The following is a 24,107-nucleotide window of genomic DNA, read 5'->3' as shown; positions in this document are numbered from 1 at the left end:
GTCGAGGCGGAGCGATCCGGGAACGGAGTTCTGCGTGGACATCGTCGTCAAGGGCCGCAAGACCGAGGTGCCCGAGCGGTTCCGCAAGCACGTGGCCGAGAAGCTGAAGCTGGACAAGATCCAGAAGTTCGACGGCAAGGTGATCAGCCTCGACGTCGAGGTGTCCAAGGAGCCGAATCCCCGTCAGGCCGACCGTTCCGACCGGGTGGAGATCACGCTCCGCTCCCGGGGGCCGGTCATCCGGGCGGAAGCAGCGGCGGGCGACCCTTACGCAGCGCTTGACCTGGCCACCGGCAAGCTGGAGGCGCGGCTGCGCAAGCAGCACGACAAGCGCAACAGCCGTCGTGGCAGCGGCCGGCTGTCTGCGGCCGAGGTCGGCGAGGTGGTGCCGGGAGCCGCGTCGTTCAACGGCGACGGCGAACTCGTCGCCGACGAGACGGCGACGCCCGTACCCACCACCAGGATCGGTTCGCTAGAGGTTCAGGGCGAGGGACCGCTGGTGATGCGCGAGAAGACGCACGTCGCCGCACCGATGACGCTCGATCAGGCGCTCTACGAGATGGAGCTGGTCGGGCATGACTTCTATCTGTTCGTCGACTCGGAGAGCAAGGAACCCAGCGTCGTCTACCGGCGACACGCCTACGACTACGGTGTCATTCACCTGAGGACCGACCCGCTCGCCGCCGATGAGGCCGGTGGCGCGGGCGGCGCGCTCGGCGGCTGACGCCACCCTTCCGCGGTGCCCCTGGAGCGTCTGTGCGCCCCCAGGGGCACCCGTGTGCGACCACAGGATCACCGCGCCGACGTCCGGGCATGAAAGCATGGCGTCCCAAGCCAATCGGTGTTCCGTGAACTGCCGTTGGCGGACCGTTTGTGACTTCAGGCCGTGGCTTTCAGGGGGAGGAACGATGGCGAACACCTTCGGGCCCGTACGCGATGCGAGTGATTCCGACGACACCGGTGCGCATACCGGTGCGGACACGGGCGGCGGGTCCGGCAGGGAGCCCATCAGGGTCCTCGTGGTCGATGACCACGCGCTCTTCCGCAGGGGCCTTGAGATCGTCCTCGCGCACGAGGAGGACATCCAGGTCGTCGGCGAGGCCGGTGACGGGGCGGAGGCCGTCGACAAGGCGGCGGACCTGCTGCCGGACATCGTGCTGATGGATGTGCGGATGCCCAAACGCGGCGGCATCGAGGCGTGCACCTCCATCAAGGAGGTGGCGCCCAGCGCGAAGATCATCATGCTGACGATCAGTGATGAGGAGGCCGACCTCTACGACGCGATCAAGGCGGGCGCCACCGGATATCTCCTCAAGGAGATCTCGACCGACGAGGTGGCCACGGCGATCCGCGCGGTGGCCGACGGGCAGTCCCAGATCAGCCCGTCCATGGCGTCCAAGCTCCTCACCGAGTTCAAGTCGATGATCCAGCGCACCGACGAACGCAGGCTCGTCCCGGCTCCCCGGCTCACCGAGCGTGAACTCGAAGTCCTGAAACTCGTGGCGACGGGGATGAACAACCGGGATATCGCCAAGGAGCTGTTCATTTCCGAGAACACGGTGAAGAACCACGTCCGCAACATTCTGGAGAAGTTGCAGCTGCACTCCCGGATGGAAGCCGTGGTCTATGCCATGCGGGAGAAGATCCTGGAGATCAGGTAGGAAGTCCCGGGATCTTCCCGGCCGTCGGCGTCAGCGGAATGCCCGCGAGAACGCCTGGCCGATTTCCGCCATCAGCGGTTCACGCAGCTCCGGGGCGTCGACGCGGTCCAGCCGGACGGTCGTGCAGCCGACCCATGCCGACGCCTCCACCAGGGCTTCGGCCATCGGCACCACGGCCTTGCGGCTCATCAGGGACACCTGCCGGGCGATCAGTGTGTCGCCGTCGCGGGCCGGGTCGACCCGGCCCTGCAGCTTCCCGCCCGCCAGCAGCGGCATCGCGAAGTAGCCGTGGACGCGCTTGGGCTTGGGGACGTACGCCTCCAGCCGGTGCGTGAAACCGAAGATCCGCTCCGTACGGGCCCGCTCCCAGACCAGGGAGTCGAACGGCGACAACAGCGTCGTCCGGTGCCGTCCGCGCGGCTCCGATGCCAGCGCCTCCGGGTCCGCCCAGGCGGGCTTCGCCCAGCCCTCCACCGACACCGGCACCAGCCCGGAGTCCGCCACCACGGCGTCGAACTCCTCACCCTTGAGCCGGTGGTAGTCCGCGATGTCGGCCCGGGTGCCGACGCCCAGCGACCGGCCCGCCAGAGCGACCAGGCGGCGGCGGCACTCCGTATCGGTCAGGTCGTCGTGGAGCAGGGCGTCCGGGATCGCCCGCTCGGCGAGGTCGTAGACCCGCTTCCAGCCGCGCCGCTCGGTGCACACCACCTCGCCGTACATCAGCGCCCGCTCGACCGCGACCTTCGACGCCGACCAGTCCCACCACTCGCCGCCGTTCTTCGCGCCGCCCAGCTCGGTCGCCGTCAGCGGGCCTTCGGCGCGCAGCTGCTTGATCACCGTGTCGTACACCCCGTCGGGCAGGTCGTGGTGCCAGTGCGGACGGGAGCGGTAGGCACGGCGGCGGAACGCGAAGTGCGGCCACTCCTCGACCGGCAGGATGCAGGCGGCGTGCGACCAGTACTCGAAGGCGCGGCCGCCCGACCAGTACGCCTCCTCCACCGTGCGCCGGCCGACGGCGCCGAGACGGGCGTACGGGATGAGCTCGTGGGAGCGGGCCAGGACCGAGATCGTGTCCAGCTGGACGGCCCCGAGGTGGCGCAGCACGCCCGGCACCCCGGCCCGGCGGTCCGGGGCCCCGAGGAACCCCTGGGCGCGCAGCGCGATCCGGCGGGCCTGGTCGGCGGAGAGTTCGACTGCGGGGGGCGGCGGCACGGGCGTCATGCGTCGAACCCTAGAGGGCGGCACTGACACCCACGGCGGGATCCGGGGTTCCGGCAGGAGCGGAGTCTGAGTTCCGGCGAGAACGGAGTCTGCGGTTCCGGCTGGGACGGGGAGTGCGGTCCGGTGGGGACGGAGTCTGCGGGTCCGATGGGAACGCGGGAGTGCGGGTCCGGTGGATGTTCCGTGGGGGGACCGCCCGGGTTCCGGGCGGACGGGCGGGTGGCCCGTGTTTCCCGGCGGTTCCGGGCCTTCCGTCGGTCAGCGGTTCGTGGGCAGATAGGGGTGGGCGCCGGGAAGCCCCAGGTCGCACGGCAGCAGCGCGGCGATCCAGGCGTCGCGCCGTACCCCCTTGTTCAGGAGCGCCGAGCGCTGCGCGCCCTCCAGCCGGAACCCGGCCCGCAGCGCGGTCGCGCGCGAGGCGACGTTGCCGACCTCGGCCCGCCACTCCAGCCGCTCCGCCGCGAGCGAGGTGAACGCCCAGCGGGCCGAGCCGAGCACCGCCTCGGTCACGTAACCGAGACCGCGGTGCTCCCTGGCCATCCAGAAGCCCACCTCGTACGTGCCCGGCAGGCTGCGGCGGTCGATGCCGAGCGCGCCGATGAGCAGCCCGCTGTCCTTGCGGACCAGCGCGAAGTTGTACATCGAGTCGTCCCGCCAGCCGGCCGGCGAGAGCGTTCCGGTGAACAGTTCCGCGTCCGTGTGCCGGTACGGGGAGGGGATGACCGTCCAGCGCTGGATGTCCGGGTCCTGGCACGCGGTGTACACCCCGTCCGTGTCCGCGCGGCCGAAGGGGCGCAGCAGCAGACGTTCCGTGGTGAGAGTGATCGGCTCCATGGAAGGATTCTGGTCAGTCGGCACGTGTGATGCGAGCACTTTTGGGGCTTCCCGGCACCTTCCGTGCCTTCCGGCCGTTGTCCTGGAAGGGCGCTGCGAGGTCAACGCGGCGGCAGCCCTCCCGACGCGGTGGGGTCCTCGCTTACGATGGCCGTTGCGGTGGGGCCCACCTGCCGTGCCCGCGCCAGAGTCCATTACACGACCCAGTGCCAGGCCCGACCGGCAAGGAGACCAGCCTCAGTGTCCGTCTTCAACAAGCTCATGCGTGCAGGCGAAGGCAAGATCCTGCGCAAACTGCACCGCATCGCGGACCAGGTCAGCTCCATCGAAGAGGACTTCGTCAACCTCTCCGACGCCGAGCTGCGGGCGCTCACCGACGAGTACAAGGAACGGTACGCGGACGGCGAGAGCCTGGACGACCTGCTTCCCGAAGCCTTCGCGACGGTCCGTGAGGCCGCCAAGCGTGCCCTCGGACAGCGCCATTACGACGTCCAGATGATGGGCGGCGCAGCCCTGCACCTCGGCTACGTGGCCGAGATGAAGACCGGTGAGGGCAAGACCCTCGTCGGCACCCTGCCCGCGTATCTCAACGCGCTCTCCGGCAAGGGCGTGCACCTGATCACGGTCAACGACTACTTGGCCGAGCGCGACTCCGAGATGATGGGCCGGGTGCACAAGTTCCTCGGCCTGGAGGTCGGCTGCATCATCGCCAACATGACCCCGGCGCAGCGCCGTGAGCAGTACGCCTGCGACATCACGTACGGCACGAACAACGAGTTCGGCTTCGACTACCTCCGCGACAACATGGCGTGGTCCCAGGACGAGCTCGTCCAGCGCGGCCACAACTTCGCGATCGTCGACGAGGTCGACTCGATCCTCGTCGACGAGGCCCGTACGCCGCTGATCATCTCCGGCCCCGCCGACCAGGCCACCAAGTGGTACGGCGACTTCGCCAAGCTGGTCACGCGTCTCACCCGCGGTGAGGCGGGCAACCCGCTGAAGGGGCTTGAGGAGACCGGCGACTACGAGGTCGACGAGAAGAAGCGCACCGTCGCCATCCATGAGCCCGGTGTGGCGAAGGTCGAGGACTGGCTCGGCATCGAGAACCTCTACGAGTCGGTGAACACGCCGCTCGTGGGGTACCTCAACAACGCCATCAAGGCCAAGGAACTCTTCAAGAAGGACAAGGACTACGTCGTCATCGACGGCGAAGTCATGATCGTCGACGAGCACACCGGCCGTATCCTCGCCGGCCGCCGCTACAACGAGGGCATGCACCAGGCGATCGAGGCGAAGGAAGGGGTGGACATCAAGGACGAGAACCAGACCCTCGCCACGATCACCCTGCAGAACTTCTTCCGCCTCTACGGCAAGCTCTCCGGCATGACCGGTACGGCGATGACCGAGGCCGCCGAGTTCCACCAGATCTACAAGCTGGGCGTCGTGCCGATCCCGACGAACCGGCCGATGGTCCGCGCCGACCAGTCGGACCTGATCTACCGCACCGAGGTCGCGAAGTTCGCCGCGGTCGTCGACGACATCGCCGAGAAGCACGAGAAGGGCCAGCCGATCCTGGTCGGCACCACCTCGGTCGAGAAGTCCGAGTACCTCTCGCAGCAGCTCTCCAAGCGGGGCGTCCAGCACGAGGTCCTCAACGCCAAGCAGCACGACCGGGAGGCGACGATCGTCGCCCAGGCCGGCCGCAAGGGCGCGGTCACCGTCGCCACGAACATGGCCGGCCGAGGCACCGACATCAAGCTCGGCGGCAACCCGGACGACCTCGCCGAGGCGGAGCTGCGTCAGCGCGGTCTCGACCCGGTCGACCACGTCGAGGAGTGGGCGGCCGCGCTGCCCGCCGCGATGGAGAAGGCCGAGCAGGCCGTGAAGGCCGAGTTCGAAGAGGTCAAGGACCTCGGCGGGCTGTACGTGCTGGGCACCGAGCGGCACGAGTCGCGCCGTATCGACAACCAGCTGCGCGGTCGTTCCGGCCGTCAGGGCGACCCGGGCGAGTCCCGTTTCTACCTGTCGCTGGGCGATGACCTGATGCGCCTGTTCAAGGCCCAGATGGTCGAGCGCGTCATGTCGATGGCCAATGTGCCCGACGATGTGCCGATCGAGAACAAGATGGTCACCCGGGCCATCGCGTCGGCCCAGTCGCAGGTCGAGCAGCAGAACTTCGAGACGCGCAAGAACGTCCTGAAGTACGACGAGGTGCTCAACCGGCAGCGCGAGGTCATCTACGGTGAGCGCCGTCGTGTCCTGGAGGGCGAGGACCTCCAGGACCAGATCCGGCACTTCATGGACGACACGATCGACGACTACATCCGGCAGGAGACCGCCGAGGGCTTCGCCGAGGAGTGGGACCTCGACCGGCTGTGGGGCGCCTTCAAGCAGCTCTACCCGGTGAAGGTCACGGTCGTGGAGCTGGAGGAGGCCGCCGGGGACCTGGCCGGCGTCACCGCGGAGTTCATCGCCGAGTCCGTCAAGGACGACATTCACGACCAGTACGCGGAGCGCGAGAAGACGCTCGGCTCCGACATCATGCGTGAGCTGGAGCGGCGCGTGGTGCTGTCCGTCCTGGACCGCAAGTGGCGTGAGCACCTCTACGAGATGGACTATCTCCAGGAGGGCATCGGCCTGCGGGCCATGGCGCAGAAGGACCCGCTGGTCGAGTACCAGCGCGAGGGCTTCGACATGTTCAACGCCATGATGGAGGGCATCAAGGAGGAGTCCGTCGGCTACCTGTTCAACCTGGAGGTCCAGGTCGAGCAGCAGGTCGAAGAGGTTCCGGTGCAGGACGCGGCCGAGCCGACCTCGCTGTCCAAGGCGGACGCGCCCGTCGCGGCGGTCTCCCGTCCGGAGATCCGGGCCAAGGGCCTGGACGCCCCGCAGCGGCCGGACCGGCTGCACTTCTCCGCTCCCACGGTGGACGGGGAGGGTGGGGTCGTCGAGGGCGACTTCTCCAACGGTGACGGTGACGGCGCGCGGTCCGAGGCGGACGGGATGACGCGTGCGGAGCGACGCAAGGCGCAGAAGGGCGGCGGCACCGGAGGGCGTCGTCGCAAGAAGTAGCGCGGGGCGCTGAGCCGGCGGTACGGGGATCCGTACCGGGGCCGGGCGCAGGACGGCCGGGGCCGGGCACCTTGTGGTGTCCGGCCCCGGATGCGTCCGGACGAGGCCGTGGGGCGCGCTCAACGGACGGCCTGGCTCGCCGCGCCGAGTTCCACCGCGGCGCAGCGCCAGCGGAGGTCGGTGCCCTGTTCCAGGCGGAAGGCCATGGCCTGGACCCGGTCGCCCGCCGTGATGCTCGCGAACGCCTCGACGACACCCGTGGCGGGCTGGGCACCGCGACAGCGGCGTACCACGGGACGGCTGCCCCTGGCGGCCCTCAGCGGGGCGCCCGGCGCCAGCTCGGCCAGCTGGTCGTAGGCGTCGCCGATGGTGTGGCCGAGCATCCAGTGCACCGGCCGCTGGCCGCTGAGGACCGCGAGCAGGCGTTCGGCGAACCAGTGGTGCGGGCGGGGCGGCTGCCGGGGCCGTAGCGGCGTGCGCTGCGGAGGTACGGTGCCGGGCCTGCGCTGGTCGCGCCGACCGGTGGGTCGCCTGATGTCCGTGCTCATACTCATCGCCCCCGTTGAACCCGGGCCCGGTCGAATACCGGGCGGTAACTTCTGCTGGGGATCTTCTACGGGGACGGTCGTCAGCGCCGCAAGGGGCCCGGGGGAGGGGTACGCGCGGTGGCGGGTTCACCTATCAGTGGCACGCGCCTTGTGCCGCAAGGCATGCGACGGGGGTGACGGGCAGCTGCCGGTGGACGGTCGAGGCCGATCACGGGGACCCGAAAGGGGACGTCCACGTATCCTGAAGGCGTTTCCGACTACGAAAGCGGCCTGCCATGCGCGTGTACGTCCCTCTGACCCTCTCCGGTCTCGCAGCGGCGCACAGGGCGGGCGAGGTCGGCCCCGGGCCGCTGACGGCCTACGCGGTGACGCCTCAGCTGCGTGAGTGGTACGTCTCCGACGACATCGAGGAGCTGGAGTACGCCGCGCTCAACCGGGCCGCCTCCGCCTCGCTCCGGATGATCGCCGGCAATCCCGACGAGCCCCGCCGACGGGTCGTCGTCGCCGTCGACGTACCGGACGCGGACGCGGTCGCCGACCCCGATCACCGCCTGGACGGGGCGGCCCTCGGCGAGGTGCGGATCGCCTCCGCCATGGCCCTGGCGAAGGCGGCGGCCGTCCATGTGGACGCCGACGACGCTGAGAAGGACGTGAGCGCCGCCGCGGCGGCGCTGGGGGCGGCGGACCTCGGTGACGACGACGCGCAGTTCACCGTGGACGGTGCGGAGGACCACGAGCTGCTGTGGTTCGGCATCCAGGAGATTCCTCACCTCATCGCCTGACTGTCGTACCCGGCGAGTATTTTTTCCGTATGGCGACACCGGGAAAGAACCGCACACATCTGGTCTGGGACTGGAACGGCACGCTGCTCAACGACATCCAGGCCGTCATCCACGCGACGAACGCCGCCTTCGCCGAGGTCGAGCTGGAGCCGATCACGCTGGCGCAGTACCGCGAGATGTACTGCATCCCGATACCCCGCTTCTACGAGCGGTTCATGGGCCGGCTGCCCACGCAGGCCGAGTGGGAGCGGATGGACGGCAGTTTCCACCGCTACTACGCCGAGCGGCGTCCCGCCTGCGGGCTCACCGAAGGCGTCGAGCAGCTCCTCGACCAGTGGCAGCTGGCGGGCCGCAGCCAGTCGCTGCTGAGCATGCACGGGCACGAGCAGCTGGTCCCCGTGGTGCGCGGGTACGGCATCGAGCGTCGCTTCGTCCGCGTCGACGGCCGTACGGGGCCGTCCGGCGGCAGCAAGGCGCAGCACATGGAGCGGCACTTCGCCGCGCTGGACGGGATATCCCCCGAGCACTCGGTCGTCATCGGAGACGCGGTGGACGACGCGGTGGCCGCGGCGCATGTCGGTGCGCGTGCGGTGCTCTACACCGGCGGATCGCACAGCCGGGGGAACCTGGAGGCGGCGGGCGTGCCGGTGGTGGACACCCTGGCGGAAGCGGTGGCGCTGGCCGAGGTGTTCTCGGGCTGAGGGGTTCTCCGGCGGGGGTGTTCTCGGGCTGGGGCGTTCTCCGGCCGAGGGCGCGGCTCCCGGCCGGGGGTGCGGGCCCCGGGCCGGGAGGCGGGAGAGCGGGCCGGGAGAGGGGAGAGCGGGCCGGGAGGCGGGAGAGCGGGCCGGGAGAGGGGAGAACGGGCCGGGAGGCGGGAGAGCGGGAAGCCGAGACCCTCGCCGGGGCGGACTCAGGCGCCCGACGGGTCCGACGGGTCCGACGGGGCGCCCGACGTCGCGCGGAGCACCTTCAGGAACTCGCGCATCCAGGCCGAGTGGTCCGGCCAGGCCCTGGAGGAGACGAGCGTGCCGTCGACGACCGCCTCCGCGTCCTGGAAGGTCGCTCCCGCGGACTGCATGTCGGGTTCCAGCGCGGGGTACGCGGTGACCCTGCGGCCGCTGAGTCCGCCGGCCGCGGCCGTGATCAGGGGGCCGTGGCAGATCTGGGCGACCGGCCTCCCACCGTCGAAGAAGGCGCTGACGATCTTGCGCAGCTCGGTGTTGTTGCGGAGGTATTCCGGGGCACGGCCGCCCGGGATCACCAGGGCCACATAGGCGCCGGGGTCGACCTCCGAGAAGGCCAGGTCGGCCGGCCAGGTGTAGCCGGGCTTCTCCGTGTACGTGTCGAAACCGGGCTCGAAGTCGTGCACCACGAAACGCAGCGTCTTGCGCTCGGGGGCCGCGATGTCGACCTCGTACCCCTCCTCGCGCAGCCGTTGGTACGGGTACAGGACCTCCAGGGACTCGGCGGCGTCGCCGGTGACGAGCAGGATCTTCTGTGCCATGGCGGGGCTCCCAGGCGTCGGAGGACCAAAATCGCAGGACCGGAAGGGCCGGCGTCGTACGACCGGCAAGCCTGCCCCGCCGCACGGAGTTCGCCAAGAGGGCGCAGCGCACTGTCCAGAGTGTCAAAGTTCGCGGCCATCTTTTGTACACATACAGCCCATGACGGTTGTGGGTGAGAGGGAGATAGCCTGGTGCCGTGATCAGCGCGATACGCCTCGGGGGCAGCGAAGCCCCCGGCCTGCGCCCGGAGTGCCACAGCACCCGGGCGATCCGCGATCTCCCCAGGGGATGTCCGGCGGTCGTGGCCACGGCCACGGCCCGCGGAACAGCCCCTGGCCCGGACCCGCTGCCGAAAATGGCCAATAAGGTCCCGGGCATCTCTCCCAGCGGCATAGCGTCGACCCAGACCGGATACCCCGCGTCGTGGCGTTACGTCGTCTTTTTCACCTACGTCACGCAACGGCGCGCGACAGGAGCCAGAGGACATGCAGACCAAGCTGGACGAAGCCAAGGCCGAGCTGCTCACACGGGCCGCCAAGGTAGCTGACAACAGCCCGGGCGGTGGTGTCGGTGGCCCTGGGGGTACCCCCAGGGTGCGGGCCGGCTCGGCCGGCACCGGGGCCGACCAGGGGGAGCGTCCCGGCCAGGACATGTTGCTCTCCTACCTCCAGCGCTACTACCTGCACACCGCACCGGAGGACATCGGCGGCCGGGATCCGGTCGATGTCTTCGGCGCCGCGTCTTCCCACTACCGGCTGGCCGAGAACCGTCCCCAGGGCACGGCGAACGTCCGGGTGCACACCCCGACCGTCGAGGAGAACGGCTGGACCTCCAGCCACTCCGTCGTCGAGGTCGTCACCGACGACATGCCGTTCCTGGTCGACTCCGTGACCAATGAGCTGTCCCGGCAGGGCCGCGGCATCCATGTCGTGATCCACCCGCAGGTCATCGTCCGCCGCGACCTCACCGGCAAGCTCATCGAGGTCCTCACCGAGGGCAACGGTGTCGCGACGAACGCGCAGGGCCGCAAGAACGCCAAGGGGGCCAAGGACGCCAAGGCCGAGCTGCCGCACGACGCGCTCGTCGAGTCCTGGATCCACGTCGAGATCGACCGCGAGACCGACCGCGCCGACCTGAAGCAGATCACCGCAGATCTGCTGCGTGTCCTGTCCGACGTGCGGGAGACCGTCGAGGACTGGGACAAGATGCGCGACGCCGCGCTGCGGATCGCCGACGACCTGCCCGGTGAGCCGCTGGACGACCTCGCCGACGACGAGGTCGACGAGGCCCGCGAGCTGCTGCGCTGGCTGGCGGCCGACCACTTCACCTTCCTCGGCTACCGCGAGTACGAGCTGCGGGACAGCGACGCCCTGGCCGCCGTGCCCGGAACCGGCCTCGGCATCCTGCGCTCCGACCCGCACCACACCGAGGACGAGGCGCACCCCGTCAGCCCGTCCTTCGACCGGCTGCCCGCCGACGCCCGCGCCAAGGCCCGCGAGCACAAGCTCCTCGTCCTGACGAAGGCCAACAGCCGCGCGACCGTGCACCGCCCCAGCTACCTCGACTACGTCGGGGTGAAGAAGTTCGACGCCGACGGCAACGTCGTCGGGGAGCGCCGCTTCCTCGGGCTGTTCTCGTCCGCCGCCTACACCGAGTCCGTGCGCCGGGTGCCCGTCATCCGCCGCAAGGTCGCCGAGGTGCTGGAGGGCGCGGGCTTCACGTACAACAGCCACGACGGCCGCGACCTGCTCCAGATCCTGGAGACCTACCCGCGCGACGAGCTCTTCCAGACGCCCGTCGACCAGCTCCGCTCCATCGTCACCTCCGTGCTCTACCTCCAGGAGCGCCGCAGGCTGCGGCTGTACCTGCGCCAGGACGAGTACGGCCGCTACTACTCCGCGATCGTCTACCTGCCGCGCGACCGCTACACCACCGGTGTACGGCTCCGGCTGATCGACATCCTCAAGGAGGAGCTGGGTGGCACCAGCGTCGACTTCACCGCCTGGAACACCGAGTCGATCCTCTCCCGGCTCCACTTCGTCATCCGGGTCCCGCCGGGCACCGAGCTCTCGCACCTCACCGACGCCGACGCCGACCGCATCGAGGGCCGCCTCGTCGAGGCCGCCCGTTCATGGGCCGACGGCTTCCAGGAGGCGCTGAACGCCGAGTGCGGTGAGGAGCGCGCCGCCGAGCTGATGCGCCACTACGGTCACTCGTTCCCCGAGGGTTACAAGGCCGACCACTCGCCGCGCGCCGCCGTGGCCGACCTGGTCCACCTCGAAGCGCTCAAGCGGAACGAGAAGGACTTCGCCCTCAGCCTGTACGAGCCCGTCGGTGCCGGCCCCGGCGAGCGCCGCTTCAAGATCTACCGGACCGGCGAGCAGGTCTCCCTGTCCGCCGTCCTCCCGGCCCTCCAGCAGCTCGGTGTCGAGGTCGTCGACGAGCGTCCGTACGAGCTGCGCTGCGCGGACCGCACCCACGCCTGGATCTACGACTTCGGGCTGCGGATGCCGCAGGCCACGGGCAACGGCAGCTATCTGGCCGATGACGCCCGCGACCGGTTCCAGGAAGCCTTCGCCGCCGTGTGGCAGGGCCGGGCGGAGAACGACGGCTTCAACGCGCTGGTGCTCGGAGCCGGTCTGACCTGGCGGCAGGCGATGGTGCTGCGCGCCTACGCGAAGTACCTGCGCCAGGCCGGATCGACCTTCAGCCAGGACTACATGGAGAGCACTCTCCGCAACAACGTCCACACCACCCGGCTGCTGGTCTCGCTGTTCGAGGCCCGGATGTCCCCCGAGCGCCAGCGGGCCGGTACGGAGCTGACCGACGGGCTCCTCGAAGAGCTCGAAGGGGCCCTGGACCAGGTCGCCTCGCTCGACGAGGACCGGATCCTGCGGTCCTTCCTCACCGTCATCAAGGCCACGCTGCGCACCAACTTCTTCCAGAAGGCGGAGGGCGGCAAGCCGCACGCGTACGTCTCGATGAAGTTCGACCCGCAGGTCATCCCGGACCTGCCCGCGCCCCGCCCCGCGTTCGAGATCTGGGTGTACTCGCCGCGCGTCGAAGGCGTCCACCTGCGCTTCGGCAAGGTCGCCCGCGGCGGGCTGCGCTGGTCGGACCGGCGGGAGGACTTCCGTACCGAGATCCTCGGCCTGGTCAAGGCACAGATGGTGAAGAACACCGTCATCGTGCCGGTCGGCGCCAAGGGCGGCTTCGTCGCCAAGCAGCTCCCCGACCCGGCGGTCGACCGTGACGCCTGGCTGGCCGAGGGCATCGCCTCGTACCGGACGTTCATCTCGGCGCTGCTCGACATCACCGACAACATGGTGGCCGGGGAGGTCGTGCCGCCCGCCGATGTCGTCCGCCACGACGAGGCCGACACCTACCTCGTCGTCGCCGCCGACAAGGGCACCGCGAGCTTCTCCGACATCGCCAACGAGATCGCCGTCGCCTACGGCTTCTGGCTCGGCGACGCCTTCGCCTCCGGCGGTTCCGTCGGCTACGACCACAAGGGCATGGGCATCACCGCCCGCGGTGCCTGGGAGTCCGTCAAGCGGCACTTCCGCGAGCTGGGACACGACACCCAGACCGAGGACTTCACGGTCGTCGGCGTCGGTGACATGTCCGGTGACGTCTTCGGCAACGGCATGTTGCTCTCCGAACACATCCGGCTGGTCGCGGCCTTCGACCACCGGCACATCTTCATCGACCCGAAGCCGGACGCCGCCACCTCGTACGCGGAGCGGCGCCGGCTGTTCGACCTGCCGCGCAGCTCCTGGGGCGACTACAGCGCGGACCTGCTGTCCGCGGGCGGCGGGGTCCACCCCCGCACGGCGAAGTCGATCCCGCTCAACGCGCACATCCGTGAGGCGCTCGGCATCGACTCGTCCGTCGCCAAGATGACGCCCGCCGAGCTGATGCAGACCATCCTCAAGGCCCCCGTCGACCTGCTGTGGAACGGTGGCATCGGGACGTACATCAAGGCGTCGTCCGAGTCGAACACGGACGTCGGCGACAAGGCCAACGACGCGATCCGGGTCAATGGCGAGGACCTGCGCGCCAAGGTCGTCGGCGAGGGCGGCAACCTCGGTGCCACCCAGCTCGGCCGGATCGAGTTCGCCCGCACCGGCGGCCGGATCAACACCGACGCGATCGACAACAGCGCCGGTGTGGACACCTCCGACCACGAGGTGAACATCAAGATCCTGCTCAACGGTCTGGTCCGGGACGGCGACATGACCGTCAAGCAGCGCAACAAGCTGCTCGCCGAGATGGCCGACGAGGTGGGCAAGCTGGTGCTGCGCAACAACTACGCGCAGAACACCGCACTGTCCAACGCCACCGCCCAGTCCCCGTCCCTGCTCCACGCCCACCAGCGCTTCATGCGCCGGCTGGGCCGCGACGGACATCTGGACCGGGCACTGGAGTTCCTGCCGAACGACCGGCAGATCCGCGAACTCCTCAACGGCGGCAAGGGACTGAGCCAGCCCGAGCTGGCCGTGCTGCTCGCCTACACCAAGATCACGGCGGCCGACGAGCTGATCTCCACCAGCCTGCCGGACGACCCGCACCTGCAGAAGCTGGTGCACGCCTACTTCCCGCGGCAGCTGCGCGAGCGCTTCCCCGAGGCGGTGGACGCGCACGCCCTGCGCCGCGAGATCATCACGACCGTCCTGGTCAACGACACCGTGAACACCGGTGGTTCGACCTTCCTGCACCGGTTGCGGGAAGAGACCGGGGCATCGATCGAGGAGATCGTGCGGGCGCAGGCCGCGGCCCGGGAGATCTTCGGTCTGGCCCAGGTGTGGGACGCCGTCGAGGCGCTCGACAACGAGGTCGCGGCGGATGTCCAGACCCAGGTCCGGCTGCACTCGCGCCGCCTCGTCGAGCGCGGTTCGCGCTGGCTGCTCGGCAACCGGCCGCAGCCGGTCGAGATCGCGGAGACCATCGAGTTCTTCAGGGACGGGGTCGAGCAGGTCTGGAGCGAGCTGCCCAAGATGCTCAAGGGCGCCGATCTGGACTGGTACCGGTCGATCCTGGACGAGCTCACCTCGGTGGGTGTCCCGGAGGTGCTGGCGCTGCGGGTCGCCGGGTTCTCCTCGGCCTTCCCGGCGCTGGACATCGTGGCGATCGCGGACCGCACGGGCAAGGAGCCGCTGGCTGTCGCCGAGGTGTACTACGACCTCGCCGACCGGCTGCGGATCACCCAGCTGATGGACCGGATCATCGAACTGCCGCGGGCCGACCGCTGGCAGTCCATGGCCCGTGCCTCCATCCGCGAGGACCTGTACGCCGCGCACGCCGCGCTGACCGCGGACGTGCTGAGCGTGGGCAACGGGAGCTCGACGCCCCAGGAGCGGTTCACGGCGTGGGAGGAGAAGAACGCGGCGATCCTGACACGGTCGCGGTCCACGCTGGACGAGATCCAGAGCTCGGACGCGTTCGACCTGGCGAATCTCTCGGTGGCCATGCGGACCATGCGGACGCTGTTGCGTACGCACGCGTAGGGCTGACGCCGTAGGCGGTCGGGGACGAGTGCGGGTACCGGCTCGTCCCCGACCGCCTTACGGGCTCGTCCCCGACCGCCTTACGGGCTCGTCCCCGACCGCCTTACGGGCTCGTCCCCGACCGCCTTACGGGCCTGTCCCCGACCGCCGTACGGGCCCGGTTACTTCTTCTTGGTGAACTTCTCGTAGGCAGCGACGACCTGCTTCGCCGGGCCGTCCATACGGAGGGTTCCCGCCTCCAGCCAGATCGCCCGGTCACACGTCTCGATGATCGACTTGTTGCTGTGGCTGACCAGGAAGACCGTGCCCGCCGACTCGCGGAGCTCCATGATCCGGTCCTTGCTGCGGCGCTGGAACCTGGCGTCGCCCGTGGACAGCGCCTCGTCGATCAGCAGGACGTCGTGGCTCTTGGCCGCCGCGATGGAGAACCGCAGGCGGGCCCCCATGCCGGAGGAGTACGTCCGCATCGGCAGGGTGATGAAGTCGCCCTTCTCGTTGATGCCGGAGAAGTCCACGATCTCGTCGTAGCGCTCGCGGATCTGCCGGCGCGTCATGCCCATCGCGAGCCCGCCGAGCACGACATTGCGCTCGCCGGTCAGATCGCCCATCAGCGCCGCGTTCACGCCGAGCAGCGAGGGCTGTCCCTGGGTGTGGACCCGGCCCTCGGTCGGCGGCAACAGGCCCGCGATGGCCTTCAGGAGCGTCGACTTCCCGGAGCCGTTGGAGCCGATCAGGCCGATGGCCTCGCCCTTGTACGCGGCGAAGCTGACCCCCTTCACGGCGTGGACCTCCCGGACGCCGGGACTCTGCCGGCGTGAGGTGAGGCGGCTCAGGGCCGAGGTCGCGCTGCCCCGTCCGGTACGGGCCCCGTGGACCTTGTACGTGATGTGGACCCCGTCGACGACGACGGTGGGGACCCGGGTGTCAGGGGCCTCGGGGCCGGCGGTTGTGCCGGAAGCGCCGGAAGCGCCGGGGGCTTCGGGGGCGCTCGTCGCGCCGGGTGTCTCAGCCACGTCCGTACTGCTCCTCCGCCTGCCAGAAGTACACGAATCCGGCCACTCCGCACACGAGCGCCCAGCCCGCCGCGACGGCCCAGACGTGCGTGGGCAGCTGCGCCCCGGCGAAGCTGTCGATGAGGGCGAACCGCATCAGGTCGATGTAGACGGCCGCCGGGTTGTACTCCAGCGCCACCAGCACGAAGTGCGGGACCCGGTCGCCCTTGAGCAGGGTATCCAGGCTCCACATCACACCCGAGGAGTACATCCACGTACGGAGGATGAACGGTGTCAGCTGCGCGATGTCCGGCGTCTTGGCGGCGAGCCGCGCCACGATCATCGACACCCCGGTGTTGAACACGGCCTGCAGGGCCAGCGCCGGGATCGCCAGCAGCCAGGACGGCCGCGGGTACTGACCGAACACGAGCAGGATCAGGAACAGCGCCCCCATCGAGAACAGGAGCTGCTGGAGCTGTTGCAGGGCCAGCGCCACGGGCAGCGAGGCGCGCGGGAAGTGCAGGGCGCGGACGAGGCCGATGTTGCCGCTGATGGCCCGTGTGCCCGCGGTGATCGAGCTGCTGGTGAAGGTCCAGATGAAGACGCCGGTGACCAGGAACGGGACGAAGTCGTCGACGCCGCGCTTCGTGTTCATCAGGACGCCGAAGATGAAGTAGTAGACCGTCGCGTTCAGCAGCGGGGTCATGATCTGCCAGATCTGGCCGAGTTTCGCCTGGCTGTACTGCGCGGTCAGCTTGGCGGTGGCGAACGCCGTGATGAAGTGCCGGCGCCCCCAGAGCTGCCGGATGTACGCGCCCAGCGGCGGCCGGGCCCCGCTGACGGTGAGCCCGTGCCGGGCGGCGAGCGCGGCCAGTTCGCCGGGTGCGTAGACGGGAGCGCCGGGCGGTGCGGGCGGTTGCGGAGTGGCGGGGGGTGCGGGTGTGGGTGCGGTGTCCACCGGGGGCGGCGGAGCTGCTGTCTGGCTCACCACGATCGCTTTCGACGGAGGGGGGTGAAACGGCCGGAGGGAACGGCCGGGAACGTCCGGGAATATCCGGGGAATGTCGTGGGGTGGGCGTCGGACGAGAGGCCCGGAAAGGACATGCGAGGGGTGTGCGGACGGGGCGTGCGGAGGAAACGTTCGGAGGGGGCGTACGGAGGAAGCGTGTGCGGACGGACGGCACGGCCGATGGGACGGGACCGTATCGTCGTCACGCTGAGAGTAGGACGCTCTCACGTCGCAACGCAACCGTTTCGTCGTTACGGACTATCATTCGGGCCATGACCACCGAACGGGGAACCCGCCGCCGCACCCCGGCAGGCGCCGCCGTGCTGCGCGAGGACGTGACCGACGCCATCCGCAGCGCGGTCTTCGAGGAACTCGCCGCCGTGGGATTCGCCCGGATGTCCATCGAGGGCATCGCGCGGCGCGCGGGTGTCGGCAAGACCGCCGTCTACCGCCGCTGGAAGTCCAAGCTCCACCTCGTCCTCGACCTGGTCGCGGCCGTCGCCGCCCAGGGGCTGCCCGCCCCGGACACCGGTTCGCTGTACGGAGATGTGCGCGCCGTCCTCGAACTGGGCGCGTACGCCCTGCGCCACCCCGTGGCCTCGCAGGTGATTCCCGATCTGCTCGTCGAGGCGGCCCGCAATCCGGAGATCTCCGGTGCGATCAAGGCCGCCCTGCTCGACCAGCAGCAGGGCGTCGCCGTGGTCGTCGTCCGGGCAGCGGTGGCCCGCGGCGAACTGCCCGAGGGCAGCGATCCGGACCGGGCCCTGGACCTGATCGTCGGACCGCTGTACTGGCGGCTCGTCGTGGTCCGCGGCGACCTGCCCAAGGGGTACCTGGACGATCTGGCCGCATCGGCGGTCGCGGCGCTCACCCGCGCATGAGGTGAGGTCCGGCGGGCGGCCCGAAGCTGTCGCAGCGCCGCCGCCCGCCGGGGGTGCGCCGGTGCGCGTCGGCGTCAGCCCCTGTCCGCGAGCAGCCGGTCCGCGACCCGGCCCGCCGCCCCGCCGTCGTCCAGGTCGCAGTAGTCGCGCCGGAAGCTCTCGTACGCGTCCGAGTGCCGGGCCGTCAGCGCCCCGGTGTCCCGCAGCGCCTGGGCCACCTCGTCCGTCGTGACGAGCAGCGGGCCCGGGGCCCTGGTCTCGAAGTCCAGGCAGAAGCCGCGCACGGTGTCGCGGTAGTGCTCCAGGTCGTACGTGTGGAACAGCATCGGGCGGCCGGTGTGCGCGAAGTCGAACATCAGGCCCGCGTAGTCCGTGACCAGGACATCGGCGATCAGGAGCAGCTCGGCGGTGTCCGGATGCCCGGAGACATCGCGTACGCCGGGCGCCTCCGGCACACTGCCCGTCACCCGCGGATGCCTGCGGACCAGCACCGTGTGCCCGTCGCCGAGCGAGCGCGCCAGGGCGTGCGGGTCCAGCGCCGGGTCCCAGCGGTACAGGCACGGGGAATGCGCCGGGAGTGCGCTCGGCGGATGGGCCAGGTGATCGCGGTACGTCGGTGCGTACAGCACCACGCGGTGGCCCTCCGGGATGCCGAGGCCCCGCCGGACCCGTTCGGCGGTCTTGTCGCGGTCGGGCGAGAACAGCAGGTCGTTGGCGGGCGAGCCGGCCTCCAGGACCTCACCCCCGTACGCCAGTGAGCCGCGCAGCAGCGGGGTGGCGAAGCGGCTGGGGGAGACCAGCACCGACCACTGGGACGAGCGCTGCGGCAGGGTGGCGAGGTGGTGGTGGTCGGCGTACAGGGTGCCCGTCAGGCCGGTGCCGAAGCGGCCGAGCGGGGTGCCGTGCCAGGTCTGGACGACCGTCTGCCCCGGACGCCGCTCGAACCAGGCGGGCAGGTGGCCGTCCGTGACGATCCGGCGGGCCCGCGCCAGCGCCTCGTACCAGTCGGCGCTGCGGTCCAGGACCGGGAGCGCGGCGGGCGGGATGTGGGCGGTGCGTCCCGGGGCGGTGCCGGTGACGTAGAGGTGTTCGGTGTCGGTGCCGCGGCGCACCAGTTCGGTGTGGACGGCGCGCGGGGAGTCGCCGCCCGCGTAGAGGACGGCGTCGCGGAGCGGGAGAGTGCGCCGGTCCTCGTAGTGCGTGGTGCGCAGGAGGCGTTGGCGGTACGCGCCCCGCTCGGCGGGGGCGAGGGCGGGACCCGCGTGCACCGTCAGCCGGTCGCCGTGCCGCCGTTCGAGGGCCGGTTCCGCCTCGCTCCTCCGGGTGGGGAGTCGGGTGGCGAGGGAGGCCAGGAGGCGTACCGGGGCGGCGCCGAGGTACAGGTCCCACCGGCCCTCCGGGAGGGACCCGGGGAGCCGTGCGGTGAAGCGGCCCGCCTGCCGTTCCAGGGGCACGGCCACGGTCTCGCGCAGGGTCTCGTGCCGGAGGGTGAGGGCGTCGTGGGTGGTGGTGGCGTCGCCGGTTCCGGGTTCCGCTTCCGTGCCGGCCCCGGTCCGCGTACCCGCCTCCGCTGCCCCTGCTCCCATCCCTGCTCCTGTGCCCGCTCCCATCCCTGCTCCTGTGCCCGCTCCTGTGCCCGCTCCTGTGCCCGCTCCTGTGCCCGTGATCCGCAGTGCGCCGTCCGGCGTCCATTCCGCCCCGTCCACGAACGGCTGCCCGCTCACGTCCAGCACCAGTTCGCCCGCCGCGTCGGCGAGGACCGGAGGCGGCAGGTCCGGGGCCGCGGCCAGCGGGACCCGCGATCCGTCGGCCATGAGCAGCCGGGCCCGCCAGCGCGCACCGGATTCCGGTTCGACCTCGCGGGGGGCCGGACGCGGCGCGGGCGGCACGGCGGCGAGTTCCGCGAGGGGAATCCGGGCCGAGAAGACCGCCACCCGCCCGTCGTCCCCGCACACCACCGGACAGGACCACTCCGCCTCGGCCGTCCTCTGCACTCCAGCCGTATCCTGCGCCCCGGCCGCACCTTGCGCACCCCGCGCCCCGGCTCCGTCGCGGGTCAGGAGCAGGGCGGTCGGGCGGGCATCCCCGTACAGCCGGCCGGTCACCTCCACCACCCCGCCGCTGTCCTCATTGCTGCCGCTGCCGCTGCCACCGTCGTGCGCCTCGGCCAGCGCGGGGAGTTGCGACACGGTCAGCCGGAGACGTCCGTCCCGGTAGCCGAGCACCGCCCGCCGCCCCTCGCCCAGGTCGTGGACGAGGGGGTGGGCGGCGGCCGCGTCCACCGCGCGCACGGCCACCCGCCGGGCCGTACCGTGACCGGCGACCACGATCCCGACCAGCCAGCTGCCCGAGCCCAGCCTGTGCGGGTCGAGAACCATCTCGAAGCCGGAGTGGTCGTAACAGTGCAGTTCCTGCGCCGAGTCGGCGGTCGCCCCGGGCATCCGGACGGTCCGCACGGGAACGGTCCGCAGCCGCCGCCCCCCGGCCGCGCGCACCATCCCGGCCTTGAGCGAGTGCCGGGCCGCCCCCGCCGCGAGGTTGCGGATGTACGCGTAACCGCGCAGCCGGAGCTTTCCGTCCGCGCCCCAGGACGCGTCCAACAGCCGTGCCACCGCGGGCAGATCGGTCCGGGACAGACGCCCGCCCGCGCCATCGACGCCCGGGTACGCCGCCCGCCGCCGCCCCGGCAGTCCTGCGACCGCGAACGTTCCCGCGCCGTTGGTCCGTTCGAAGGCGAGCACGGCCAGCAGCTCGTCCATCCTGCGCTCCCGCACCAGCCGCCACTTGACGCGCAGCTCCACCGGCAGCCCCGCCAGAACGCCGTCCCCCGTGCGGTCCAGGAAGGCGCCCGCGTCGGCCAGGAACGCCGCGCGGTACGCCGCGCCGCCCCTCGGCAGCCCCTCCATGAAGTACACGAAGTCGTCGCGCAGGCACGAGGTGTCGTAGGCCCGTCGCTGCGCCGCGTCCCGGCCCGCCAGGAACGCGCTGACCTGCTCGCACGCCGCGATCCGGTCCCGTACGCCCTTCACGTCCGTACGCCGCCGGGTGATCGAGCCCTCCCGCACCCGCCAGTAGTAGACATGCTCGTGCAGCACATCGACGGACCCGGCGAGGTGGTGCGCCGGGATCATCACCGGGGTGTCCTCGTAGAGCCTGCCCTCGGGGAAGGCGAAGGCGTGCCGGTCCCAGAAGGAGCGCCGGAACACCTTGTTCCAGGCGACCCGGTCCGCGAGCAGACGCGGATCGCGGGTGATGTGGGTGCGGGGCCGGCTGCCGGTCAGCCAGCGGTACTGCCACGCCTGCTGCCGCCCCCGCTCGTCCAGCCGCCACACGTTGCCGGTCACCAGATCGGAACCCGTCGACTCCAGTGAGGCCAGCATCCGTTCGTACGCGTCGTGCACGACGATGTCGTCGCTGTCGGCGAACGCCAGGTACGGGACGCCCGGGGTGGTGTGGCGGACCCCGGTGTTACGGGCCGCGCTCAGGCCCGCGTTGGGCTGGTGGACGCAGCGGAAGCGGCTGTCCCGTGCGGCGAACTCCTCCGCGATCCGGCCGCTCCCGTCCGTCGAACCGTCGTCGACGAGCACCACCTCGATCGCGTCCGACGTCTGCCCTGCCAGCGACCGCAGGCACGCCCCGAGGTAGTCCTCGACGTTGTGGACCGGGACGACGACGCTGAGGAGAGGCTTCATGTCCTGCCTCAACCGGGGTGGGCCCCCCGGGTCACCGGCGCTGCCCCAAACGGGTGAACGCGTGGGCCGGGACGCGCACGGCCGCCATTACGCTCGGCTGCCATGCTCCTCACTGTCGTCGTGCCCGTCCGCCGCTCCCAGGGATATCTGAGGGCGGCTCTGGACTCCGTGCTCGGCCAGGCGGTGACGCGGGAGTGCGCGTGGGAGCTGATCGTCGTCGACGACGGGTCGGTGGACGGCAGCGCCGCCATCGCGGCGGAGTACGCCCGGCGCGACCCCCGGGTGCGGGTGCTGACCATGGCGGCGACGGCCGGACACCGGGGCGCGGATGCCGAAGCGGCGGCCGGAGCGGCGGCCGGGACGCTGTTCGGCGCCGGTGCGGCCCGCAACGCCGGGGCCGATGAGGCGCGGGGCGGCTACCTCCTCTTCCTGGACGCCGACGACCTGCTGCTGCCGGGAGCCCTGGAGGCGATGGCGGACCGGCTGACCGAGGACCGGCCACGCGAGGACGGGCCGAGTACGGACGGGCTGAGTACGGACGGGCCGAGTACGGACGGTCCCGGCGCGGGCGGTCCCGGCGCGGGCGGCCCCAGTACGGACGGTCCCGGCGTGGGCGGCCCCGGTACGGGTGGCCCCGGTACGGGTGGCGTTCACGGGGTGGCTCCGGATGTCCTGCGCCTCGGCCACGACCGCGTCGACTGGTGGGGGGACGCCCGGCCGCCGGACGACGCGCCCGCCCCCGGCAACCAGCTCTTCCGCCGCGCGTTCTGGACTGCCCACCGGCTCCGCTTCACCGACGGCCCGTACGAGGAGGTCGTCCCCGTCCACCGGGCGATCCTCCTCGCGACCGACGCCGGCACCCTCGCCCGCCTGGACCGGGTCTGCGTCCGCCACCGCCTGCGCCGCACCGGCACGTTCGCCACCACTCCGGGGCGCGGGCACTTCGCGGTCATCGACGCGTACGCCCGCCTCCTCGCCGAGACCGGCGACGACCCCCGCCTCCACCCGGCCCGCACCGCACACCTGCTGGACGTCCTGGCGGACCCCGGACGGATCCGCCCCGGAGACCGGGCGGCGTTCTTCCGGGCCGCCGGGCTCCCCGGCCCGTACGCCGCCCACCGCGCCCGGCAGGCGGCCGGTGCCGGGCGCGCCGGTGCCGCGGCGGCGTACGGGCGGAGCAGGAAGGCGCTGCGGACGCGGGTGATGCGGGCCGCCTACCGCGCCGACCTGCACCGGCCGCTGGACCCGGACCTCGCCGTGTACGGGGCGTACTGGAACCGGGGCGTCGCCTGCAATCCCGCCGCCATCCACGCCAAGGCCCGCGAACTCGTCCCGCACGTCCGTGGCCTGTGGGTGGTCTCCTCCCGTCACCGCGACCGCGTCCCGCCGGGCATCCCGTACATCATCGAGGGCTCGCGCGCCTACTGGCGGGCCATGGCCACCGCCACGTACCTGATCAACAACTCCAGCTTCCCCGGCGGTTTCACCAAACGCCCCGGCCAGCGCTACCTCCAGACCCACCACGGGACCCCGCTGAAGACCATGGGCCTGGACCAGCGGGCGTACCCCGCCCTCACCCATGGCATCAGTTTCGGGAAGATCCTCGCCCACGCCGACCAGTGGGACTTCAGCCTTTCCGCCAACCCGCACACCACCGAGATCTGGGACCGGGTCTATCCGTCCTCGTACGAGCATCTGAACCTCGGCTATCCGCGCAACGACATCTTCTTCACCGCGACGCGGGAACGCATCGCGAAGCTGCGCGTGGATCTCGGCATCGCCCCCGGACAGACCGCCCTGCTCTACGCCCCGACCCACCGCGACTACCGCAAGGGCTTCGTCCCGCAGCTCGACCCGGACCGGATCGCCCGTGAACTCGGCCCGGATTACGTGGTGTTGGTGCGGGCCCACTACTTCTACGGGCGTTCGGCCGGGATCGGGGCGGCGGCGGGCCGGGTCATCGACGTCACGGGGCATCCCGTGGTCGAGGAACTCTGCCTGGCCGCGGACGCGTTGATCACCGACTACTCCTCCCTGATGTTCGACTACGCCTGTCTGGACCGCCCGGTCATCTGTTACGCCCCCGACTGGGACGCGTACCGGGCCTCGCGAGGGACGTACATCGATCTGCTCTCCGGCCGCCCCGGTGACACCCCGGGGCCCGTCGCCACCACCCAGGACGAACTGCTGGAGGTGCTGCGGACGGGGGAGTGGCGCGCGAAGCGGTCGGCCGCCCTGCGCTCGGCGTTCCGCGAGCGGTTCTGCCCGTACGACGACGGGCACGCGGCGGAGCGCGTGGTGCGGCGGTTCTTCGGGACGGAGTGAGAGGGCGGGGGTGCGTCGTGCGGGGGTGCGTCGGGCGGGGCGCGGGACCGTACCGGGTGGGCGGGCGCCGTACCGGGT

At 71.0% G+C, this 24,107-nt stretch carries 15 protein-coding genes; 8 read left to right on the top strand and 7 right to left on the bottom strand.

Annotated elements, in window-relative coordinates:
- Window positions 1–34: 34 nt before the first annotated feature.
- Complete coding sequence (gene hpf / locus A6A29_RS27650) at window positions 35–724, top strand: ribosome hibernation-promoting factor, HPF/YfiA family (RefSeq protein WP_073723875.1); 690 nt, start codon at window positions 35–37, stop codon at window positions 722–724.
- A 184-nt stretch (window positions 725–908) separates the two neighbouring features.
- Entirely contained in the window at window positions 909–1,661 is a 753-nt protein-coding gene (locus tag A6A29_RS27645; protein ID WP_073723873.1) for a response regulator, read from the top strand.
- Window positions 1,662–1,691: 30 nt separating this feature from the next.
- Here A6A29_RS27645 and A6A29_RS27640 read toward each other — a convergent pair whose 3' ends face one another.
- Together A6A29_RS27640 and A6A29_RS27635 are read right to left on the bottom strand one after the other, a co-directional pair.
- Window positions 1,692–2,882: a winged helix-turn-helix domain-containing protein gene (locus tag A6A29_RS27640; protein WP_073723871.1), complete on the bottom strand. Its 1,191-nt coding sequence runs from the start codon at window positions 2,880–2,882 to the stop codon at window positions 1,692–1,694.
- 258 nt (window positions 2,883–3,140) lie between these two features.
- Complete coding sequence (locus tag A6A29_RS27635; protein ID WP_073723869.1) at window positions 3,141–3,716, bottom strand: GNAT family N-acetyltransferase; 576 nt, start codon at window positions 3,714–3,716, stop codon at window positions 3,141–3,143.
- A 240-nt stretch (window positions 3,717–3,956) separates the two neighbouring features.
- Between A6A29_RS27635 and secA the strand changes: the two genes are divergently transcribed.
- Complete coding sequence (gene secA / locus A6A29_RS27630) at window positions 3,957–6,788, top strand: preprotein translocase subunit SecA (protein WP_073723867.1); 2,832 nt, start codon at window positions 3,957–3,959, stop codon at window positions 6,786–6,788.
- A 119-nt stretch (window positions 6,789–6,907) separates the two neighbouring features.
- Here the strand turns inward: secA and A6A29_RS27625 are convergent, their stop codons facing one another.
- Window positions 6,908–7,336, bottom strand: a complete 429-nt coding sequence (locus A6A29_RS27625) for an Rv3235 family protein (protein WP_073723865.1) — start codon at window positions 7,334–7,336, stop codon at window positions 6,908–6,910.
- A 275-nt stretch (window positions 7,337–7,611) separates the two neighbouring features.
- Between A6A29_RS27625 and A6A29_RS27620 the strand changes: the two genes are divergently transcribed.
- Both A6A29_RS27620 and A6A29_RS27615 read left to right on the top strand, forming a co-directional pair.
- Entirely contained in the window at window positions 7,612–8,118 is a 507-nt protein-coding gene (locus tag A6A29_RS27620) for a DUF6912 family protein (protein WP_073723863.1), read from the top strand.
- 29 nt (window positions 8,119–8,147) lie between these two features.
- Entirely contained in the window at window positions 8,148–8,819 is a 672-nt protein-coding gene (locus A6A29_RS27615) for an HAD family hydrolase (RefSeq protein ID WP_073723861.1), read from the top strand.
- A 209-nt stretch (window positions 8,820–9,028) separates the two neighbouring features.
- Here A6A29_RS27615 and A6A29_RS27610 read toward each other — a convergent pair whose 3' ends face one another.
- Complete coding sequence (locus tag A6A29_RS27610) at window positions 9,029–9,622, bottom strand: DJ-1/PfpI family protein (RefSeq protein ID WP_073723859.1); 594 nt, start codon at window positions 9,620–9,622, stop codon at window positions 9,029–9,031.
- Between the two features lie 486 nt (window positions 9,623–10,108).
- Here A6A29_RS27610 and A6A29_RS27605 point away from each other — a divergent pair, with 486 nt between their 5' ends.
- Complete coding sequence (locus A6A29_RS27605; RefSeq protein ID WP_073723857.1) at window positions 10,109–15,130, top strand: NAD-glutamate dehydrogenase; 5,022 nt, start codon at window positions 10,109–10,111, stop codon at window positions 15,128–15,130.
- Between the two features lie 161 nt (window positions 15,131–15,291).
- Here the strand turns inward: A6A29_RS27605 and A6A29_RS27600 are convergent, their stop codons facing one another.
- Both A6A29_RS27600 and A6A29_RS27595 read right to left on the bottom strand, forming a co-directional pair.
- Window positions 15,292–16,017 (bottom strand): ABC transporter ATP-binding protein, encoded by a 726-nt coding sequence (locus A6A29_RS27600; RefSeq protein ID WP_073724003.1) that lies wholly within the window; start codon window positions 16,015–16,017, stop codon window positions 15,292–15,294.
- A 118-nt stretch (window positions 16,018–16,135) separates the two neighbouring features.
- On the bottom strand, window positions 16,136–17,113 hold the full coding sequence (locus tag A6A29_RS27595) for an ABC transporter permease (protein WP_073723855.1): 978 nt from the start codon (window positions 17,111–17,113) through the stop codon (window positions 16,136–16,138).
- Between the two features lie 290 nt (window positions 17,114–17,403).
- Here A6A29_RS27595 and A6A29_RS27590 point away from each other — a divergent pair, with 290 nt between their 5' ends.
- Entirely contained in the window at window positions 17,404–18,012 is a 609-nt protein-coding gene (locus A6A29_RS27590) for a TetR/AcrR family transcriptional regulator (RefSeq protein ID WP_198953305.1), read from the top strand.
- Window positions 18,013–18,086: 74 nt separating this feature from the next.
- Here A6A29_RS27590 and A6A29_RS27585 read toward each other — a convergent pair whose 3' ends face one another.
- The gene (locus A6A29_RS27585) at window positions 18,087–21,704 is read right to left on the bottom strand and encodes a bifunctional glycosyltransferase/CDP-glycerol:glycerophosphate glycerophosphotransferase (protein ID WP_073723853.1); all 3,618 of its coding nucleotides are present in this window, start codon (window positions 21,702–21,704) and stop codon (window positions 18,087–18,089) included.
- Window positions 21,705–21,806: 102 nt separating this feature from the next.
- Between A6A29_RS27585 and A6A29_RS27580 the strand changes: the two genes are divergently transcribed.
- The gene (locus A6A29_RS27580) at window positions 21,807–24,029 is read left to right on the top strand and encodes a bifunctional glycosyltransferase/CDP-glycerol:glycerophosphate glycerophosphotransferase (RefSeq protein ID WP_073723851.1); all 2,223 of its coding nucleotides are present in this window, start codon (window positions 21,807–21,809) and stop codon (window positions 24,027–24,029) included.
- Window positions 24,030–24,107 lie beyond the last annotated feature (78 nt).

It is taken from the genome of Streptomyces sp. TSRI0281 (assembly GCF_001905125.1).
In the GTDB taxonomy this organism is placed as follows: Bacteria; Actinomycetota; Actinomycetes; order Streptomycetales; family Streptomycetaceae; genus Streptomyces.
The sequence above is the reverse complement of the archived record's forward strand: the minus strand, read 5'-3'. Positions and strand labels throughout refer to the sequence as shown.

What these genes read in the sequence shown, in the direction of transcription:
- A6A29_RS27620 (WP_073723863.1), top strand. Translation starts at nt 7,612, where the DNA reads ATGCGCGTGTACGTCCCTCTGACCCTCTCCGGTCTCGCAGCGGCGCAC.
- A6A29_RS27625 (WP_073723865.1), bottom strand. Translation starts at nt 7,336, where the DNA reads ATGAGCACGGACATCAGGCGACCCACCGGTCGGCGCGACCAGCGCAGG.
- A6A29_RS27585 (WP_073723853.1), bottom strand. Translation starts at nt 21,704, where the DNA reads ATGAAGCCTCTCCTCAGCGTCGTCGTCCCGGTCCACAACGTCGAGGAC.
- A6A29_RS27580 (WP_073723851.1), top strand. Translation starts at nt 21,807, where the DNA reads ATGCTCCTCACTGTCGTCGTGCCCGTCCGCCGCTCCCAGGGATATCTG.
- A6A29_RS27645 (WP_073723873.1), top strand. Translation starts at nt 909, where the DNA reads ATGGCGAACACCTTCGGGCCCGTACGCGATGCGAGTGATTCCGACGAC.
- A6A29_RS27615 (WP_073723861.1), top strand. Translation starts at nt 8,148, where the DNA reads ATGGCGACACCGGGAAAGAACCGCACACATCTGGTCTGGGACTGGAAC.
- A6A29_RS27640 (WP_073723871.1), bottom strand. Translation starts at nt 2,882, where the DNA reads ATGACGCCCGTGCCGCCGCCCCCCGCAGTCGAACTCTCCGCCGACCAG.
- A6A29_RS27590 (WP_198953305.1), top strand. Translation starts at nt 17,404, where the DNA reads ATGACCACCGAACGGGGAACCCGCCGCCGCACCCCGGCAGGCGCCGCC.
- A6A29_RS27610 (WP_073723859.1), bottom strand. Translation starts at nt 9,622, where the DNA reads ATGGCACAGAAGATCCTGCTCGTCACCGGCGACGCCGCCGAGTCCCTG.
- A6A29_RS27605 (WP_073723857.1), top strand. Translation starts at nt 10,109, where the DNA reads ATGCAGACCAAGCTGGACGAAGCCAAGGCCGAGCTGCTCACACGGGCC.
- A6A29_RS27635 (WP_073723869.1), bottom strand. Translation starts at nt 3,716, where the DNA reads ATGGAGCCGATCACTCTCACCACGGAACGTCTGCTGCTGCGCCCCTTC.